This window comes from Kitasatospora sp. NPDC048286 (assembly GCF_043201735.1).
GTDB lineage: Bacteria > Actinomycetota > Actinomycetes > Streptomycetales > Streptomycetaceae > Kitasatospora.
In genome coordinates, this window is record NZ_JBICZE010000007.1 from 131,262 (window position 1) to 148,893 (window position 17,632).

A 17,632-nucleotide genomic window follows, 5' to 3' on the forward strand; every position below is an offset into this window, starting at 1 on the left:
CTCCAAGCGATACCTTGGGCCTCCGTGACCATTGACGACCTCCGTGTCTTCGCCGCGGTCTGCCGGGCCGGCTCGCTCAGCGCCGTGGCCCGCGAGCTGAACTGCACCCAGTCCGCCGTCAGCCAGCACGTCAGGCGGCTGGAGCGGGAGGTCGGCCTCGCCCTGATCGAGCGCCACCCGCGCGGGGTCGTCCCCACCACTGCGGGGAGCCTGCTGCGCACGGCGGTCGCCGCCGGCCTCGGCAGCATCGACCACGCGCTGCACCGGATCGCCGAACTCGCCCGCGGCGAGGGCGGATCCGTACGGATCACCACCGGCGCCACCAGCATCCGGCACTTCATGTCCGCGGCCGTGGTGGACTTCCGGCGGCGCTTCCCGCAGGTCAGTCTGGAGTTCCAGACCGAAGTGTCCAGCCGTAGCTGCCTGGAGTCGCTCAACGCCGGGCGGGTCGACCTCGCCTGGATCACCCTCGGCGCCCCGGCCCGGGGCGTCGACCGGCGGCCGGTGGTCGAGCTGCCCTGGGTGCTCGCGGTCGCGGCGGGTGACCCGCTCGCCGCCCGGGCCCGGATCTCGCCCGCCGACCTCCAGGACGCCCGGCTGATCGGGCTGCCGCAGAACTCCGTCTCCCGCTCCCAGGTCGAGGCCTGGCTGGGGAAGTCGGGCATCCGGCCGGTCTTCGACACCAGCGTCGCCGACTGGGACACCGCGATCCTGCTCGCCGAACTCGGCCTCGGCCACGCCGTCGTCCCGGCCCTCCCGCAGTGGCAGGGCCCCGGCCACCCGGGCCTGCGGCTGCTTCCGCTGCCCGACCTGCCCGCCCTCACGGCCGGTTGGGCCGTCCGCGACTGGGAGAACCTCGGCCCGCTCGCACGCGCCTTCGCCGACACCGTCGCCACCCACTGCGGTCGCGACACTCCGCGGCCCGGAGGCCCGGAGGCGGGCTGACGGCGGCGCGGCCGGCCGCCGTCACCCCTCGCCCTCCGGAGCCGTCCGTCCCCGGCCGACAGGACGGGACCGACCGGCGTCCACACGCCGTCCCGAGCCGCCGCCGTCCGCAGCGGGGCGAAGTCCTCCGGCGGGACGTCCAGCAGGCTGCGCACGCGCTCCCCTCCCCGCACGGCGTTCGCCACCTCGCACCGCAACCGCGGTGGTGGCTACGGCCGGTGGGACAGCCGGTGCCACAGCGCCGGCCGCGACCAGTGCCGGCCCCGCGGTTCCGCCTACGCCCGCGCCCATGCCCACGTCCACGTCCGCGCCCACGCCCGGTCCGACCGACGGGTGAGACCGAACCCTTCCGCCCGTTCCTCCAGCCGCACGGCCGCCGTACCGTTGTCGCGTAGCCGTCGTCAGCCGCTGTGGAAGGAGTCGCTGCGCCCGATCTGCGCGAAGCCCCGGCGGGCGTACCACTCGAGCGGCCAGTCCACCGCGTCCGCGAGCAGGAACAGCTGCGGGACGCCGACTTCGGCCGCCAGTGCCAGGCCGGTGGCGAGCAGGGTGTCGCCGTGCCCCGCGCCCCGATGCCGTGAGGCGGTCACCAGGTCCTCCAACTGGGCCAGCCCGAGGGACGGTTCGAGGTAGAGGTCGCTCCAGGCCGCGACCTCGCCGACCCGCGTCCGGGCGGCCAGGAAGTGCACCCCCGCGGCACCGCGCAGCCGGGCGGCGCGGCGGTCGGTGAGCTGCCGGCCGAGCTCCTCGTCCTCGCTCCACTCCCGCTGCTGGCGCAGCACCGCCTCCCGCATCTCGGCCAACTCCACGGGAAATGCGGCCGGTTCGGGCCGTAGGCAGCCGCCCGTCGGCCGGGCCAGGATCACCACGCTCTCCCGCTCGTACCCCGCCGCCGTCAGCACCGGGGCGGCCCGCTCGCCCGAGTCCGGGTCCAGCACCGTGATGCGGTACCGGAGGCGCCGCCCCAGCCATCGGGCGGCGAGCTCGGGCAGCATCGCCGGATCGGTGCCCGGCCCCTCGACGATCAGCTGGTTGTGCTCCTCCGAGCGGGCGAACTCGGCATCACGGACAGCGAACACCCCTGGGAACTCTGGAAGTTCGAGGAGTTCAGCCGCCTGGCGGCGGGCGAACGCGGAGCGGAAGGTGGTCACGCGCGCAAGCAGATCCGACATCCCGCCATGATCACCCCCGCGACCGCCCGCGGACAACGGCTTTCCCGGGCCCGCACCCGCGCGCCCCGCACACCACACACCACACACCGGCAGACCGCGCCTCGCACACCGCCCCGGCGGACTAACGCTCCAGGAACCGCCGGATCCCGTCCCGCACACCGTCCGTCGGCACGGTCGCCGCGAAGGCCGCCGCCTCGACCGCCAGCCCTTCGTCGATCGGCAGGTTGATGCCCCGGGTCACGGCCCGCAGGCAGGCGGCCACGGCGGTCGGCGCGTGACGGATGATCCGCTCGGCCAAGTCGCTGGCGGCGTCCAGTAGTTCGTCCGCCGGGACGACGGAGTTGACCAGGCCGAGCCCTGCGGCCCGGGTGGCCGGGATCGGGTCGCCGGTGAGGATCAGCTCCAGACCGCGCTTGCGGCCGACGTGCCGCGGCAGCCGCTGCGAGCCGCCGAAGGGCGGCGGGAAGCCGAGCGAGATCTCCGGCTTGGCGAAGGTCGCGTGCTCGGCCGCGACGGCCAGCGGGGCGGCCTCGGTGATCTCGCAACCACCCCCGTAGGCCAGGCCGTTGACGGCCACGATGACCGGCTTGGGGAACTCCTCGATCCGCCGGGTGAGGGTGTGCCCGCGCCGGACGAACTCGCGCAGCGCCCGCTCCGGCCCGCCAGCGATGCTGGCCGCCAGCGACGGGATGTCGGCGCCCGCGCTGAACGCCCGCCCGCCGGCGCCGGTGAGGATCACGGCGCGGACGGTGTCGTCGGCGTCGATCAGGTCGAGCTCGGCGAGCAGCGCGTCGATCGTCGGGTAGTCGAGGGCGTTGAGCTTCTTCTCCCGGTCGATGGTGAGGGTGACGACGTGCCGGTCCCGCTCGCTGCGGATGGTCATGGGCGCGTGCTCCGTTCCTGGCCTCGCTGCTGGATGTGACGAGGCTAGGAACACCCGCCCAGGACAATCCACTTATTGTCCTGGATACACTCCGGTACCCGCCCGCACGCCCGGGCGGGCCTCCGCCCCCAGGAATCCCACTCCAAGAACTCCACTCCAAGAACTCCACTCCGGGAACTCCACCCCCAGGAACGGCAGGTGCCCCGTGCGGCCGCCCACCTACAAGGCCGTCGTCGACGAGTACGCGGCCGCCATCCGCTCCGGCGCGCTCCCGGCCGGCACCCGGCTGCCGACCCACCGCGCCCTCGCCCGCGAACGGCGGATCGCCCTCGCCACCGCCACCCGGGTCTACGCCGAACTGGCCGCCGCCGGACTGGTGGTGGGCGAGCAGGGGCGCGGCACCTTCGTCCGGCTGCGGTCCGGCTACGACGGCCCCGAACCCTCACGAGCGCTCCCGGTGCCTCGGGTGGCCGACCTCTCCTTCAACCAGCCGCTCGCCCCCGGGCAGGGCGACCAGCTCCGGCGGGCCCTGCGCGCGCTCGCCTCCTCGGGCGACGCCGAGGCCCTGCTGCGCCAGCACCCGCCGGGCGGCCACCGGCACGACCGGGCCGCGGTCGCCACCCACCTGCTGGACCGCGGGATCGACACCCCGCCCGAGAACATCCTGCTCACCAGCGGCGCGCAGCAGGCCCTGGACTGCGTCCTGCGCACGCTCACCCGCCCCGGGGATGTCCTCGCCGTGGACGCGCTCGGCTACCCGGGCATCAAGCTGCTCGCCACCGCCCACGGGCTGGACCTCGCCCCCGTACCGGTCACCGCCGCGGGCCCGGACCTCGACGCGCTCGACCGGCTCTGCCGCACCCGGCCGGTGCGGGCGGTGTACACCCAGCCCACCGTCCACAACCCGCTCGGCTGGGTGCTCGACGCGGCGCAGCGCGAGCGCCTCGTCCGGCTCGCCGCCGACCACGGCTTCATCCTCGTCGAGGACGGCACCTACGCCTTCCTGGAGGCCGGACCGCCCCCGCCCCTGCACACCCTCGCCCCCGAGCGCACCTGCTACCTGGCAGGCCTCTCCAAGAGCGTGGCACCCGGTCTGCGGTTCGGCTTCGCCGTCCTGCCCACCCACCTGGTCCGGGCCGCCACCACCAACCTGCGCACGGCGGCCTGGGGCGCCCCCGGGCTGATCACCGCCCTCGCCACCGGCTGGCTCACCGACGGCACCGTCGCCCGGCTGGAACGGGAACGCCGTACGGACGCCGCCGCCCGCCAGTCCATCGCCCGCACCGCCCTGGCCGGCCTGACCACCACCGCCCACCCCACCTCGTACATCGTCTGGCTCACCCTCGAACCCCACCAGCGCCCGGACCACGCGGCCGCCGCCCTGGCCGCCGAGGGCATCCTGATCTCCACCGCCGACGCCTTCGCCACCACCCCCCATCACCCCAACGCCCTCCGCCTCGCCCTCGCCACACCCCCGCTCCCCACCCTCCCCGCCGTCCTCACGCGCCTCCGCACCACCCTCGAAGCCATCGCCCCCTGACTCCCCCCAGCCGGCACAGCATCAGAAGTCGGCCTCGCCGACTTCTCCCTCCCCCGCCGCGCGGGCGAAGCGGGCGCTCCAGTCGGCGAGCAGGCTCCGCAGGGCGGGTGGGGCGAGTACGTGGAACTCGGCGCCGAGGGAGCCCAGGGCCATGGCGGGCCAGTCGAGGGAGTCGGCCGTCATCCGCAGGCGGCAGCGGTCGGGGGTGACGGGTTCCACGGTGGCCCAGCGGCCGACGCGGGCGCGGACGTGGTCGGCCGGCGCCTCGACGAGGGCCTCCACGAGGTGCGGCCGGGGCATGCCCTGGAGGCCCGCGCGGACGAACTCCGCCGCGTCGGCGGCCGGGAGGGCCCGCGGGGCGAAGCGGGCGCCGCTGCCGGACGGGGCGGTGAGGCGGTCGATGCGGAAGCTGCGCCAGTCGGCCCGGTCGAGGTCGTACGCCACCAGGTACCAGCGGCGGTTCAGGCAGACCAGCCGGTGCGGTTCGACGTGCCGCTCCGTACCGCGCCCGTCGGCGGCCGTGTACGAGAACCGCACCCGTTCGGCGTCCCGGCAGGCGAGCGCCACCACGGTCAGGACGTCCGGGTCGACGCCCGCACCCGTCCCGGTCCCCCAGTCCACCGGGACGGTCACCGCGCGCAGTGCCTCCACCCGTCGGCGCAGCCGGACCGGCATCACCTGGACCACCTTCGCCAGCACGCGCACCGAGGCCTCGGCGACGCCCTCCACCGGGCTCTCGGCCGCCGCCTGCAGGCCCACCGCGAGGGCCACCGCCTCCTCGTCGTCGATCACCAGCGGCGGCAGCGCCGCGCCCGCCGCCAGCTGGTAGCCGCCGTCGACGCCGCGCTGCGCCTCGACGGGGTAACCGAGTTCGCGCAGCCGGTCGATGTCGCGGCGCAGGGTGCGGACGGAGACGCCGAGCCGGTCGGCCAGTTCCTCGCCCGGCCAGTACCGGTGGGTCTGGAGCAGGGAGAGCAGTCGCAGCGTCCGGGTGCTGGTGTTGGCCATGCCCCCGATTCTCCCGGGATTCAGGACAGGAAGTGGCCGCAATGGTCCGTAGCGTTGTTCTTGCCCGAGGGAGCGGGACCCGAACAGGGCCCACCAGACCCGCAGGGCCCACCAGACCCGCAGGACCCGCAAGACCAGAGCAAAACCAGAGCAAGACCCGTGCAGGAACCGTGCAGGACCCGAACGAAAGGCCGTCACGATGACCACGCCCACCACCCCCGCCGCCACCCCCCGGAACCTCACCGGCGAGCGCGCCGACCTCCTGGTGGCCCTGGAGAAGCAGCGGCACTTCCTGCGCTTCACCACCCGCGACCTCACCGACGAGCAGGTCGGCCTGCGGACCTGTGCGAGCGAGCTGTGCCTGGGCGGCCTGATCAAGCACGTGACCAGCGTCGAGCGGCTCTGGGCGGAGTTCATCGTGCAGGGGCCGTCCGCGATGCCCGACTTCACCAGCTGGACCGAGGAGGACCTCGCCCGCCGCGCGGACGAGTTCCGCATGCTGCCCGGCGAGACGCTGGCCGGTGTCCTCGCGGCGTACGCCGAGGTCGCCCGCCGCACCGACGAGCTGGTGGCCGGCCTCCCCGACCTGGACGCCACCCAGCCGCTGCCGAAGGCCCCCTGGTTCGAGCCGGACGCCGAGTGGTCGGCCCGCCGGGTGCTGCTGCACATCGCCAACGAGACCGCCCAGCACGCCGGCCACGCCGACATCATCCGCGAGTCCCTGGACGGCGCGAAGAGCATGGGCTGAGCCGGTCCCGGACCGGCCGGGGTCCGCCGGCAGCCGCCGCCGGACCCCGGGAACCCACGGACCTGCCCCGGAACCGCCCCGGAACCGCGCTCAGGCCCGCCCGACGAAGGTGAACCCGGCGCCGTCGACCACGCCGCGGACCAGGGCCTCGTCCAGCGGCTGCGCGGAGGCCACGGTGACCCGGCCGCTCGGTGCGTCGGCGCTGACGTCGGTGACACCCGGCAGGACGGCGAGTCCGGCACTGACCGTCTTCTCGCAGTGGCCGCAGCTCATGCCGTCGACGGCGAAAACAGCGGTGGTGGACATGGCGGCGCCTCCGATGGCAGGTCAGACGGAACGAGGTCGACCCGGACGGATCGACCCGCCCCCCACCACACCCGAATCCGACGGCGGCGCCCAGGGACACGCCGCCCGGGTGACACCATCGAGCGGTTCCGGGAACCGCCCGGGCCTCCCGTCCGACTGGCGTCCGCACGGCGGCCGGCCGTGGTGACGCGCGCCACTCCCTGAACCGCCGCCGCTCCCCGCCGCGTCACTCCAGGTACGACCGTTTCGCACGTTCGGGCGACGGCCCGGCCCGCAGATCCCGTCCTGTCCCGTCCTGGAGCACTTCCGCGATGTCCACCCCGGCCCCGTTCGGCGGCCACCCGGCCACCACCGCCCTCCCGCTCACCCACACCGGCCACACCGCAAGAACCGCCCGCACCGCGGGAGCGGGCTGTTGAGGGCGCCCGCGCTGCTCGCCCGCCGACGCCCCCGGCACGCCGTCCTCGCCCTCGCCCTGGTCGCGGCACTGGCTGCCGGGCTGCTCTGGTGGCGGCCGTGGAGCGGGGGCGAGGACGGGGACCGGCTGGCCTTCACCACCGCGCCCGGCGGCTCCGCCCGCTTCGGCACGGGCGAACACCTGTACCGCTACAAGGTGCGGGTGGAGAACGGGATCGCGGAGAGCCCGGCGCAGTTCGCCGCCGAGGTGGACGCCGTGCTCGGCGACGTCGGGCACGGCTGGGCGGCCGGCGGCACGGCCTCGTTCCAGCGGATGCCCGCCGACCCGGTGGACTTCACCGTGTACCTGGCCACCCCGGAGTCCACCGACCGGATCTGCGGCCAGTACGGACTGGACACCGGCGGCTGGGTGAACTGCGGCGTCACCCACCAGGTGGTCATCAACCTCAAGCGCTGGAACGAGCTGTCCGAGTTCTACCAGGGCCGCCCCGAGCAGTACCACGCGCTCGCCGTCAACCACGAGGTCGGCCACATCCTCGGATACGGCCACGTCGACTGCCCCGGACCTGGCGCCCCGGCGCCGGTGATGATGCAGCAGATCAAGGGCCTGCACGGCTGCGTCCCCAACGGCCGGCCGTACTCGGACACCGGCGCCCTGCTCACCGGCCCGCCCGTCCAGGCCCCGAGCAACGCGCCCTGACCTGCCGGCACCCGCCCCCCGTGCCGGGCCGCCTGCCGAAACACGGATAATCCTGGTCGGACCGGACGCACCGCACCGCGCGCCCGGTCCCGGTCGTGTTCCAGTCGGTGCCGGTGGAGGAGAAGCGTTGAACGGTGTGCCCGGCGGGGAGATCCTGGACTGGCCGGTGCTGCTGGAGGCCGCCGAGGCGGCCGCCCGGGCGACCACGGGCCGGGGCCGGGTCGCCGACTACATCCCGGCCCTCGCCAGCGCCGACCCGGAGGCCTTCGGCATGGCCGTGGCCACCGTCGACGGGGAACTGCACGGCGTCGGGGACTGGGAGCGGCCGTTCTCCGTGCAGAGCGTCTCCAAGCTGTTCTCGCTCGCCCTCGCGGTGGCCTACGGCGGCGACACGCTCTGGCGGGGCGTCGGCCGCGAGCCGTCCGGCAACCCGTTCAACTCCCTGGTGCAGCTGGAGACCGAGCACGGCATCCCGCGCAACCCGTTCATCAACGCGGGCGCCCTGGTGGTCACCGACCGCCTCCAGACCATGACCGGCGACGCCTCGGGCGCGGTACGGGAGTTCCTGCGCCGCGAGTCCGGCAACCCGCTGCTCGACACGGACCCGGTGGTCGCCGCCTCGGAGGCCGAACACGGCCACCGCAACGCCGCGCTGGCCCACTTCATCGCCAGTCACGGCAACCTGGAGAACCCGGTCGAGACCGTCCTGGAGCACTACTACGCCCACTGCGCGGTCGCCACCAGCTGCCGCGACCTCGTCCTGGCCGGCTCCTTCCTCGCCCGCTACGGCGTGCGCGCCGACGGCACCCGGCTGATGTCCCGCAGCGAGGCCAAGCGGATCAACGCCGTCCTGCTCACCTGCGGCACCTACGACGCCGCCGGCGAGTTCGCCTTCCGCGTGGGCCTGCCCGGCAAGAGCGGCGTCGGCGGCGGCATCCTCGCCATACTCCCCGGCCGCGCGGCCGTCTGCGCCTGGGGCCCGCGCCTGGACCAGGCCGGCAACTCCGTCGCCGCGGTCGCCGCCCTGGACACCCTGACCACCCTCTCCGGCTGCTCGGTGTTCTGATCCCCGGCGGGGAACCGGGCCCCGGCCGTCCGCACAGCGACCGGGACCCGGTGGTTCGAAGGGCGGCCGGCCGCCCTCGGGGAGGGCTACTCCACCGTCACGCTCTTCGCCAGGTTGCGCGGCTTGTCCACGTCGCGGCCGAGGGAGACGGCGGCGTGGTAGGCCAGCAGCTGGAGCGGGATGTTGAGCAGCAGCGGGTCCAGCTCGGGCTCGCTCTTGGGCACCAGGATGCAGTGGTCCGCGAGCTTCTCCTCGGGCCGCCGGTGGGCGATCGCGATGACCCGCCCGGAGCGGGCCTTGATCTCGCCCAGCGTGGTCAGGTTCTTGTCCAGCAGCTCGTCGTCCGGAACCAGTGCCACGGTGGGCAGTTCGGGGCTGATCAGCGCCAGCGGGCCGTGCTTGAGCTCGCTCGCCGGGTAGGCCTCGGCGTGCACGTAGGAGATCTCCTTGAGCTTCTGCGCGCCCTCGCGGGCCACCGGGAAGCCGCGCACCCGGCCGATGAACATCATGCCCGTCGACTCGGCGTACTCGGCGGCGAGTCCGGCGATCGCCTCGCTCTGCTCCAGCACCTCGCGGATCTGGTCGGGCAGTGCCTGGAGCGCCGAGACGATCCGACGCCCGTCGGCGGGCGACAGGTCGTGGATGCGCCCGAAGTGCAGGGCGAGCAGCGCGAAGGCGACCACGGTGGAGGTGAAGGCCTTGGTCGAGGCGACGGAGACCTCGGGACCGGCGTGCAGGTAGATACCGCCGTCACACTCTCGGGCGATAGCGCTGCCCACGGTGTTGACGACGCCGAGCACCCGGCCGCCCTTGCGCTTGATCTCCTGGACGGCGGCCAGCGTGTCGTAGGTCTCACCGGACTGGCTGACCGCGACGTACAGGGTGTCCGCCTCGATCACCGGGTTGCGGTAGCGGAACTCCGAGGCCGGCTCGCTGTGCGCGGGGATGCGGGCCAGCTCCTCGATCAGCTGCGCGCCCATCTCGCCCGCGTAGTAGGCCGATCCGCAGCCGAGGATCTTCACCCGGCGGATCTCGCGCAGCTCCCGGGCGTCCAGGTTGAGGCCGCCGAGGTGGGCGGTGGCGAAGCGCTCGTCGAGGCGGCCGCTCAGGGTGCGCTCGACCGAGCCGGGCTGCTCGTGGATCTCCTTGAGCAGGAAGTGCTCGAAGCCGCCGGTGTCGTAGGAGTCGACCTCCCAGTCCACGGTGGACGGCTGGCGGTGCGTGGTGCGGGCGTCCGCGGTGAAGGTGCGGAAGCCGTCGGCCCGGACGGTGGCCAGCTCGCCGTCCTCCAGGTGGACGACCTGGCGGGTGTAGCGGACCAGCGCGGAGACGTCCGAGGCGGCGAACATCTCCTTCTCGCCGATGCCCAGCACGATCGGGCTGCCGTTGCGGGCGACCACGATGCGGTCCGGCCGCTCGGCGTCGAGCACCGCGATGCCGTAGGTGCCGACCACCCGGCTCAGCGCGGCGCGCACCGCGTCCTCCAGCTCCACGCCCTCGGCGACGTTCGCCGCGATCAGGTGGGCGAGCACCTCGGTGTCGGTCTCGGAGTGGAACACGGCGCCGTCGGCGGTGAGCTTGGCGCGCAACTCGTCGGCGTTCTCGATGATGCCGTTGTGGACGACGGCGATCCGCTCGGCGTTGTCCAGGTGGGGGTGGGCGTTGGCGTCGCTGGGGACGCCGTGGGTGGCCCAGCGGGTGTGGCCGATGCCGGTGGTGCCCTTGAACCGGGCCGGCACGGCGGCGGCCAGGTCGGCGACCCGGCCCTTCACCTTGCGGAGCTTGATCCCGCCGCTGCGCCCGGTGACGGCGACGCCGGCCGAGTCGTAGCCGCGGTACTCCAGCCGCGCCAGCCCCTCCAGCAGGAAGGGGGTCGCGTCCTTGGGGCCGATGTAGGCCACGATTCCGCACATGCGTGGTCTCCTCTTCGAAGTCTTCGGAAGGTCGGGAACGACGGTCTAGTCGGGAACCGCGGTCCGGTCGGGAACCGCGGCCCGGTCGGAAGGAACGGCGGCCCAGCCGGCTCGGACGGCTCAGCCGTAGACGATCCGCCGCAGCTGGCGGGCCGACAGCTCCGGCGCCGAGACCCGGCGCTGTGGCAGCTCCTCGGCGAGCCGGGCGAAGATCTGCTCGTTGGTCAGACCGCGTGCCTGGAGCTCGGTGTGGCGGCGGCGCACGTACTCCTCGGTGCTCTCGGAGAAGTACGCCAGCACCTCCGCCACGACCCGCGCCGCCTCCCGGGGCCCGAGCGGGCTGGTCCGGGTGAGGTGGGCGAGGAGGTCTTCGTGAGGGTGGGATGAGCTCGGCACGAATGAGGAGCCTAGGTCGGGCTCCCCGCCGAAGCCAAAGTTTCTGCCCGAAATCGGGCAGACATTACGACTTTCAGACCACGTTCACGCCTCCTTCACATTCGACCGTCGATCGGCCACCCGATCACCCCCGTTCTCGAAAGCCCCTTGAAGCGACGCCAACTCCGCACGTAGCGTGACCCCCTGAACACGAAGCGGAAGACCGGAGGCTTGCGGATGTGCGGGATCACCGGATGGGTCGCGTTCGAGCGCGACCTCACCGCCGAACGGGGGGTCATCGAGGCGATGACGGCCACCCAGGTCCGTCGCGGCCCGGACGCCGGCGGCGTGCACCTGGAGCCGCACGCCGCGCTCGGCCACCGCCGGCTCGCGGTGATCGACATCGCGGGCGGCGTCCAGCCGATGACGGTCGAGCACGACGGCCGGACGCTGGCCGTGCTCACCTACAGCGGAGAGGTCTACAACCACCGCGAACTGCGCGCGGACCTGGAGGCGGCCGGGCACCGCTTCCGCACCCGCAGCGACACCGAGGTCGTGCTGCGCGCCTACCTGGAGTGGGGCGAGCACCTGGCCGAGCGGCTCAACGGCATGTTCGCCTTCGCGATCTGGGACGTGCGGCGCGAGGAGCTGCTGCTGGTCCGCGACCGGATGGGCGTCAAGCCCCTGTACCTCCACCGCACCCCGGACGGGGTGATCTTCGGCTCCGAGGTCAAGGCCCTGCTCGCCCACCCCGCCGTCCGCCCGGTGGTGGACCTGGACGGGCTGCGCGAACTGCTCGGCTACACCCGCACCCCCGGCCTCACCCCGTACCGGGACATCCACGAGGTCCGGCCCGGGCACGTGGTGCGGGTGCGCCGCGAGGGCCTCACGGTGCGCCGCTACTGGGCGCTGGAGGCGCGCGAGCACGGCGACAGCCTGGAGGCCACCGTCGCCACCGTCCGGGCCCTGCTGGACGACATCGTGCACCGCCAGCTGGAGGCGGACGTCCCGCTCTGCTCGCTGCTCTCCGGCGGCCTGGACTCCAGCGCCGTCACCGCCCTCGCCTCCCGGACGCTGGGCGCCGCCGGGGCCGGCCCGGTGCGCTCCTTCTCCGTCGGCTTCGCCGGGCAGAGCGAGACCTTCCACGCCAACGACGTCCGGCAGACCCAGGACGGCCCGTTCGCCCGGCTGCTCGCCGAGCACGTGGGCGCCGACCACAGCGTCGTCGAGCTGGACGCCGCCGACCTGACGGACCCGTCCCGGCGCTCCGTCGTGCTGCGCGCCCGTGACCTGCCCAACGGCGTCGGCGACATGGACACCTCGCTGCTGCTGCTCTTCCGGGGCGTGCGCCGGCACTCCACCGTCGCGCTGTCCGGCGAGTCCGCGGACGAGCTCTTCGGCGGCTACCGCTGGTTCCACGACCCCGAGACCATCGCCGCCGAGGACTTCCCCTGGGCGCTCGGCCTCACCGGCATCGCCGGCGGCGGAGCCACCCCGCGCGAGTACCTCCTGGACGCCGAACTGCTCCGCAAGCTCGACCTGGACGGCTACCGCAGGGCCCGCTACCGCGAGGCGATCGCCGAGGTCCCGCACCTGCCGGCGGCGGATCCGCTGGAACGGCGGATGCGCGAGATCTCGTACCTCAACCTGACCCGCTTCGTCTGCATCCTGCTCGACCGCAAGGACCGGATGAGCATGGCCAACGGCCTGGAGGTCCGGGTGCCGTTCTGCGACCACCGGCTGGTGCAGTACGTCTTCAACGCCCCGTGGGCGATGAAGACCTTCGACGGACGGGAGAAGAGCCTGCTGCGCGCCGCCGTCCGGGACGTGCTGCCGCCCGCGGTCGCCGAGCGGCCCAAGAGCCCGTACCCCGTCACCACGGACCCGCACTATCCGGCGAAGCTGCGCGCCGAACTGGCCCGGCTCGCCGTCGAGCGCACCTCACCGGCCCTGGACCTGCTCGACCGGCGGCGCCTGACCGACGCGCTCGCCCCGGACACCGACCCGCAGTCCGTCCGGCTGGCCGTGGACCTCGCGCTGGACTTCGACGCCTGGCTGACGGAGTACCGGGTGACGCTGGAGCTGTGAACGCGGGCGCCCCGCGGGCCCCGGGAGAGGCCCGCGGGGCGCCGGGGCGCGGGTGCCGCCACCCGGACGGCGCAGTTGGTGACGTCCGCGCCCCCATACTCCGTCCGGGTGATTGTGCGGAGCCCCATCCCGCCGGGCCCTGCGGTCCCACGGTGCGGTAGCGTCGCCGACACCTCCCGAACGGCGGGCGAATACGCGGATTACCCGCTCATCTGCCGTCAGGATGGAAGCGAAACGTTCACCTCGATCCGCCGGGGGATCCCGTCATGCAGCCGCGAGTCTTCGCGATTCTCACCGCCCTGCTCCTGGGCGTCCTGGGCCTGGGGTCGGTGGCCGTCACCGACTGGTCGCCCGCGGCGGCCACCGCGCCCCAGGCCGCCGCCCCCGGGGGCACCGCCGCCGGCGCCAAGCCGGCCGCGGCCGGTGCCGCGAGCGCCACCCCGACCGGCGACCCGGCGGTGTGGACCCGCTCCACGCTGCGCAACAAGCTGATGGCCGAGATGGACGCCACCGACCCCGGCGTCGCCCTGGCCGACCTCGACAAGATCACCAAGGAGAAGCCGTACACCGTGCGCTTCTGCCACCCGATCGCGCACGAGCTCGGCCACGCGGCGGTCAAGCGCTTCAACGCCGACTTCCAGAAGGTCATCTCCTTCCCGCACGAGACCTGCGCGGCCGGCTACCTGCACGGCGCGGTCGAGGAGATGCTCAACGCCTCCACCCAGCCCGAGACGGACCTGCTCAAGCTCTGCGCGCCCAAGAACAACGGCCCCTGCATCCACGGCGTCGGCCACGGCACGATGTTCGTCGCCAAGCAGGACGTCGCCAAGGCCCGCGACCTGTGCAACAAGTTCCCCTCCGACCAGAACCGGATCCGCTGCTCCGAGGGGCTGTTCATGCAGCTCTTCGGCCCGGACGAGGAGGACGAGCAGGCCAAGGCCAACCTCCCGGCCGACAAGCTCGCCCAGGACCCGCTCTACCCGTGCAAGGACCAGCCGGCGCTGTTCCAGTCCGCCTGCTTCTTCTACGCCCCGACCTTCTACCTGTCCTCGCACGACTACCCGAACCACCCCGAGGTCTACGCCGACGCCCTCAAGTGGTGCCTCGGCGGCAAGGCCGGCGGCGGGGCGGTGGACTGCAGCCGCGGCGTCGGCTCGCGCACCATGAAGTACAACCTGGACCGCGAGGACTGGGCGGCCGAGCAGTGCGCCACCGCCGCCGACGGCTGGCAGCGCAAGGCCTGCGCCGAGGGCCTGGTCAGCTACTACACGGTCAACTACACCGACGGGGGCGCGGCCGGACGGCTCTGCGCCAAGATCACCAACAAGGAGATGCAGGGCTACTGCCGCTCGGCGAGCGGCCTGTCCAGCACGCTGGACTGACGCCCCGGCCACCCGGACCGACACCCCGGTCTCAGCATGAGGGCCCGCGCCGCACGGCGCGGGCCCGTTTGCGTAGGATCACCCGATCATCGCCTGATCAGGGTGCGCCAAGAACGCCGCGCCTCGCCCCACCCCTCCCCGGCCTCCCTGGAGCACGCCATGACCACCGAGGACATCCCCGGCGCCGATTTCCGCCGTGCCGCCCACGCCACCGCCGACCTGGTCTCCGACTACCTCGCCGAACTTCCCGGGCGCCCGGTCTGGCAGCCCATGGACGAGGCCGCCCGCCAAGCCCTGCTCGACGCCCCGCTGCCCGCCGAGGGCCGCCCACTCGACGAGCTGGTCGGCGCCATCGGGCGGGACGTCCTCCCGTACCCGATGGGCAACGGCAACCCGCGCTTCTTCGGCTGGGTCAACTCCGCCCCCGCCCCCGCCGGGGTGCTCGCCACCCTCGCCGCCTCCGCGATGAACCCCAGCTCGGCCGGCGGCGACCACGCCGACGTCCACCTGGAGCGCACCGTGGTCCGCTGGACAGCCGAGCTGGTCGGCTTCCCGCACCCGGCCGGCGGCGGCCTGCTCACCTCCGGCACCTCGATGGCGACCATCGTCTGCCTCGCCGCCGCCCGCAACCGCGCCGCCCGGCGGGCCGGCCGGGACGTCCGCGAGGAGGGCCTGGCGGGCCTGCCCCCGCTGGTCGGCTACGTCACCGGCGAGACCCACTCCTGCGTCCGCAAGGCCGCCGAACTCCTCGGCCTCGGCAGCCGCCACCTGCGCACCGTGGCCACCGGCCCCGACGGCCGACTGGACACCGCCGACCTGCGGGCGGCCGTCGAGCGCGACCGCGCGGCCGGCCTGCTGCCCTTCCTGGTGGTCGCCTCGGCCGGCACCGTCGGCGCCGGCGCGGTGGACGAGTTCGGCCCGATCGCCGACCTCTGCGAGGAGCAGGGCCTCTGGCTGCACGTGGACGGCGCGTACGGCGCCTTCGGCCGGCTCGACCCGGCCATCGCCCACCGCTACGCCGGCCTGGAGCGCGCCGACTCGCTCGCCCTCGACCCGCACAAGTGGCTCGGCGTCCCGGTCGACTGCGGCTGCGCGCTGGTCCGCGACACCGAGGAGCTGCGCGGCACCTTCAGCCTCGTCCCGTCCTACCTGCGCGACGAGTCGGCTGGCGCACTCGGCTGGTTCTCCGAGTACGGCACCGAGCAGACCCGCCCCTTCCGGGCCCTCAAGGTCTGGGCCACCATCGCCCACAAGGGCCGCGCCGGCCTCGCCCAGGACATCGCCCACTGCACCGCGCTGGCCCGACGACTCGGCGAACTCGTCGAGGCGGAAGAGGAGTTGGAGCTGCTCGCCGAGGTGCAGACCTCGATCGTGGCGTTCCGCCACCGCGCCCCCGGACTGGACGACGCCGCCCGCGACACCCTCAACCGCGACCTCCCCGTCGCCGTCCAGCGGCGCGGCCGGGTCTTCGTCACCGGCGCCCGCCTCGGCGCCGCCGAGATGCTCCGCGCCTGCCTCCTCAACGCCGCCACCACGGAGGACGACCTGCACCTCCTGCTCGCCGAGGTCAAGGCCGCGGCCGCCGAACTGCTCGGATAGCGGAACCGGATCCGCGCCCACCGCCCCGGCCCGTCCGGCGGGCGCGGATCCGACCGGCGGTCAGTCCTTCGCCTCGACCTCGACCGCCGCGCGGACCTCCAGCGTGTTCTGCGCCACGTCCTCCGTCCTGCCGGCGCCCGTGTGGTCGACGACGATGCCGACGGTGCTGCCGTCCGCCCAGACGCAGGCGGTCTCCGAGGTGGACGGGTACACCAGCACCGCGCACATCAGCTGACCGCCGAGCGGGCCGGCCGGGAAGTCCTCCACCTCGGTGACCGTCTCTCCCCCCGCGTCGCCGTTCCCCAGGCGCCCGAAGTACTTCAGCACCTCCTGCTGCGGATCCGAGAAGATCCCGGTCAGCCCGATCACCGTCAGCGTGGTCTCGGTGGTCCCGGCGGTTCCGTAGCCGGCCACCGTGACCTCCCGGTACGGGCTCAGGGCGGTCAGCCGCCGCTGGTAGTAGCCGCGCGCGGCCCGGGCGTTGCCGTCCTCCGGCATCCGCACCTGGTAGCCGAGCTCCTCCGGCAGCAGGATCCGGTGCGGGGGCGGGGCACCCGCACCGGTCACGGCCGCGACGGTCAGCGCGGTCGCCAGACCGACGACGACCGCGCCCGCCGTCACGAGCTTCAGGGGCACCCTGCGGTACCAGGGCAGCGGAGCCACCGGCTCCAAGGTGTTGGCCCAGATCGCCTTCAGGCCGCTGGATCTCTCGGGGGCCTGCTCGGATTCCATACCGACCGTCTCATCTCACTCGCATGATCAAATGCCGAACGAATTCACGGATGGTATGGCAACGCACCGAGCCCACGCACCGGTGTTCCGGGGGCGGCTCCGTCAGGAGCGGCTTCCGGGGTCGTTCGGGTGCGGTTCCAGGGCCGTCACCGTGGCCGTCATCCACGGCCACAGCGGCAGGGTGCCGAGCACCTTCTCCCGGAGTTCCGCCTCGTCGGCCGCCCGCCAGACGCCGATGCTGCGCCGCTCGCCGACCGGCCGCCACAGCCGTGCCAGGTGGCCGGCGGCGGCCAGCTCGCGGGCGCGGACGGCCTCGGCGGCGCGGCGGCGGTCCACCTCCTCCTCGGGGGTGCCCGCGGGCACGGCGGTCGTGATCTCGACCAGGAACTCGTTCACGGCAAGGCTCCGTTCTCCAGGGATCCGCGGCGGGGTCACACCTCTCGCCGCCCTTCGCACTACCAGGTCCCGCAACTGCCCTGAGCCGCCCGCACCGCGCCGGCGGGGCGCGGTGCGGGCGGGCCGCCTCAGCCCCGCCCGGCGGGCCGCACCGTGCAGGCCGCGTTGGCGAGCATCGGCCCGAAGCCGCCGAACAGGGCGCCGATCACCTGGTGGCAGGTGGCGGCCTCCTCGGGCGTCCTGGGGCCGTTGTCGGCGGCGCCGGCCGGCCGGGCGAGGGCGAGCGGCGCGGCCAGCAGCAGGGCGCAACAGGCCGTCGCCAGTGCGGAGTTCCTCACGGACGTGGAAGCGGACATCGGAAA

At 74.0% G+C, this 17,632-nt stretch carries 17 protein-coding genes; 8 read left to right on the top strand and 9 right to left on the bottom strand.

The genetic code is table 11. The features are described 5' to 3' along the window. Positions 1–24: 24 nt before the first annotated feature. Positions 25–945: a LysR family transcriptional regulator gene (locus tag ACGF13_RS18815; protein WP_392876109.1), complete on the top strand. Its 921-nt coding sequence runs from the start codon at positions 25–27 to the stop codon at positions 943–945. Between the two features lie 401 nt (positions 946–1,346). On the opposite strand, the gene ACGF13_RS18820 is transcribed toward ACGF13_RS18815, so the two are convergent. Together ACGF13_RS18820 and ACGF13_RS18825 are read right to left on the bottom strand one after the other, a co-directional pair. After that, positions 1,347–2,117, bottom strand: a complete 771-nt coding sequence (locus ACGF13_RS18820; RefSeq protein ID WP_392876112.1) for a GNAT family N-acetyltransferase — start codon at positions 2,115–2,117, stop codon at positions 1,347–1,349. A gap of 121 nt (positions 2,118–2,238) precedes the next feature. Next, positions 2,239–3,000: a crotonase/enoyl-CoA hydratase family protein gene (locus tag ACGF13_RS18825; RefSeq protein ID WP_392876115.1), complete on the bottom strand. Its 762-nt coding sequence runs from the start codon at positions 2,998–3,000 to the stop codon at positions 2,239–2,241. A 205-nt stretch (positions 3,001–3,205) separates the two neighbouring features. On the opposite strand from ACGF13_RS18825, the gene ACGF13_RS18830 reads away from it, so the two are divergent. Further along, entirely contained in the window at positions 3,206–4,540 is a 1,335-nt protein-coding gene (locus ACGF13_RS18830) for a PLP-dependent aminotransferase family protein (RefSeq protein WP_392876118.1), read from the top strand. Between the two features lie 21 nt (positions 4,541–4,561). Here the strand turns inward: ACGF13_RS18830 and ACGF13_RS18835 are convergent, their stop codons facing one another. Continuing rightward, positions 4,562–5,548, bottom strand: coding sequence for a helix-turn-helix transcriptional regulator (locus ACGF13_RS18835; protein WP_392876121.1), 987 nt, complete (start codon positions 5,546–5,548; stop codon positions 4,562–4,564). Positions 5,549–5,747: 199 nt separating this feature from the next. On the opposite strand from ACGF13_RS18835, the gene ACGF13_RS18840 reads away from it, so the two are divergent. Beyond that, positions 5,748–6,296, top strand: a complete 549-nt coding sequence (locus ACGF13_RS18840; protein WP_392876124.1) for a DinB family protein — start codon at positions 5,748–5,750, stop codon at positions 6,294–6,296. 90 nt (positions 6,297–6,386) lie between these two features. On the opposite strand, the gene ACGF13_RS18845 is transcribed toward ACGF13_RS18840, so the two are convergent. Further along, on the bottom strand, positions 6,387–6,602 hold the full coding sequence (locus ACGF13_RS18845; protein ID WP_359898470.1) for a heavy-metal-associated domain-containing protein: 216 nt from the start codon (positions 6,600–6,602) through the stop codon (positions 6,387–6,389). A 415-nt stretch (positions 6,603–7,017) separates the two neighbouring features. Between ACGF13_RS18845 and ACGF13_RS18850 the strand changes: the two genes are divergently transcribed. Continuing rightward, the gene (locus tag ACGF13_RS18850) at positions 7,018–7,719 is read left to right on the top strand and encodes a DUF3152 domain-containing protein (protein WP_392876127.1); all 702 of its coding nucleotides are present in this window, start codon (positions 7,018–7,020) and stop codon (positions 7,717–7,719) included. A 154-nt stretch (positions 7,720–7,873) separates the two neighbouring features. Further along, positions 7,874–8,785 (top strand): glutaminase, encoded by a 912-nt coding sequence (locus ACGF13_RS18855; protein WP_392876829.1) that lies wholly within the window; start codon positions 7,874–7,876, stop codon positions 8,783–8,785. Positions 8,786–8,871: 86 nt separating this feature from the next. Here the strand turns inward: ACGF13_RS18855 and glmS are convergent, their stop codons facing one another. Continuing rightward, positions 8,872–10,698, bottom strand: a complete 1,827-nt coding sequence (glmS, locus tag ACGF13_RS18860) for a glutamine--fructose-6-phosphate transaminase (isomerizing) (protein WP_392876130.1) — start codon at positions 10,696–10,698, stop codon at positions 8,872–8,874. Positions 10,699–10,818: 120 nt separating this feature from the next. After that, positions 10,819–11,094, bottom strand: coding sequence for a hypothetical protein (locus ACGF13_RS18865; protein WP_392876133.1), 276 nt, complete (start codon positions 11,092–11,094; stop codon positions 10,819–10,821). Between the two features lie 216 nt (positions 11,095–11,310). Between ACGF13_RS18865 and asnB the strand changes: the two genes are divergently transcribed. The 3 genes from asnB to ACGF13_RS18880 all read left to right on the top strand — a co-directional run bounded on the left by asnB (position 11,311) and on the right by ACGF13_RS18880 (position 16,142). Then, the gene (gene asnB, locus ACGF13_RS18870; protein WP_392876135.1) at positions 11,311–13,161 is read left to right on the top strand and encodes an asparagine synthase (glutamine-hydrolyzing); all 1,851 of its coding nucleotides are present in this window, start codon (positions 11,311–11,313) and stop codon (positions 13,159–13,161) included. 266 nt (positions 13,162–13,427) lie between these two features. Then, complete coding sequence (locus tag ACGF13_RS18875; protein WP_392876138.1) at positions 13,428–14,543, top strand: hypothetical protein; 1,116 nt, start codon at positions 13,428–13,430, stop codon at positions 14,541–14,543. Between the two features lie 159 nt (positions 14,544–14,702). After that, positions 14,703–16,142: a pyridoxal phosphate-dependent decarboxylase family protein gene (locus tag ACGF13_RS18880; RefSeq protein WP_392876141.1), complete on the top strand. Its 1,440-nt coding sequence runs from the start codon at positions 14,703–14,705 to the stop codon at positions 16,140–16,142. Positions 16,143–16,202: 60 nt separating this feature from the next. Here ACGF13_RS18880 and ACGF13_RS18885 read toward each other — a convergent pair whose 3' ends face one another. The 3 genes from ACGF13_RS18885 to ACGF13_RS18895 form a co-directional block, all read right to left on the bottom strand. Further along, positions 16,203–16,874 carry a hypothetical protein gene (locus ACGF13_RS18885; RefSeq protein WP_392876144.1) on the bottom strand — a complete coding sequence of 224 codons (672 nt, stop codon included), beginning with the start codon at positions 16,872–16,874 and terminating at the stop codon, positions 16,203–16,205. Positions 16,875–16,976: 102 nt separating this feature from the next. Then, positions 16,977–17,270, bottom strand: a complete 294-nt coding sequence (locus ACGF13_RS18890) for a muconolactone Delta-isomerase family protein (RefSeq protein WP_392876147.1) — start codon at positions 17,268–17,270, stop codon at positions 16,977–16,979. A 128-nt stretch (positions 17,271–17,398) separates the two neighbouring features. After that, a complete protein-coding gene (locus ACGF13_RS18895; RefSeq protein WP_392876150.1) occupies positions 17,399–17,626 on the bottom strand; it encodes a hypothetical protein in 228 nt (75 codons plus the stop codon). Positions 17,627–17,632: the final 6 nt, after the last annotated feature.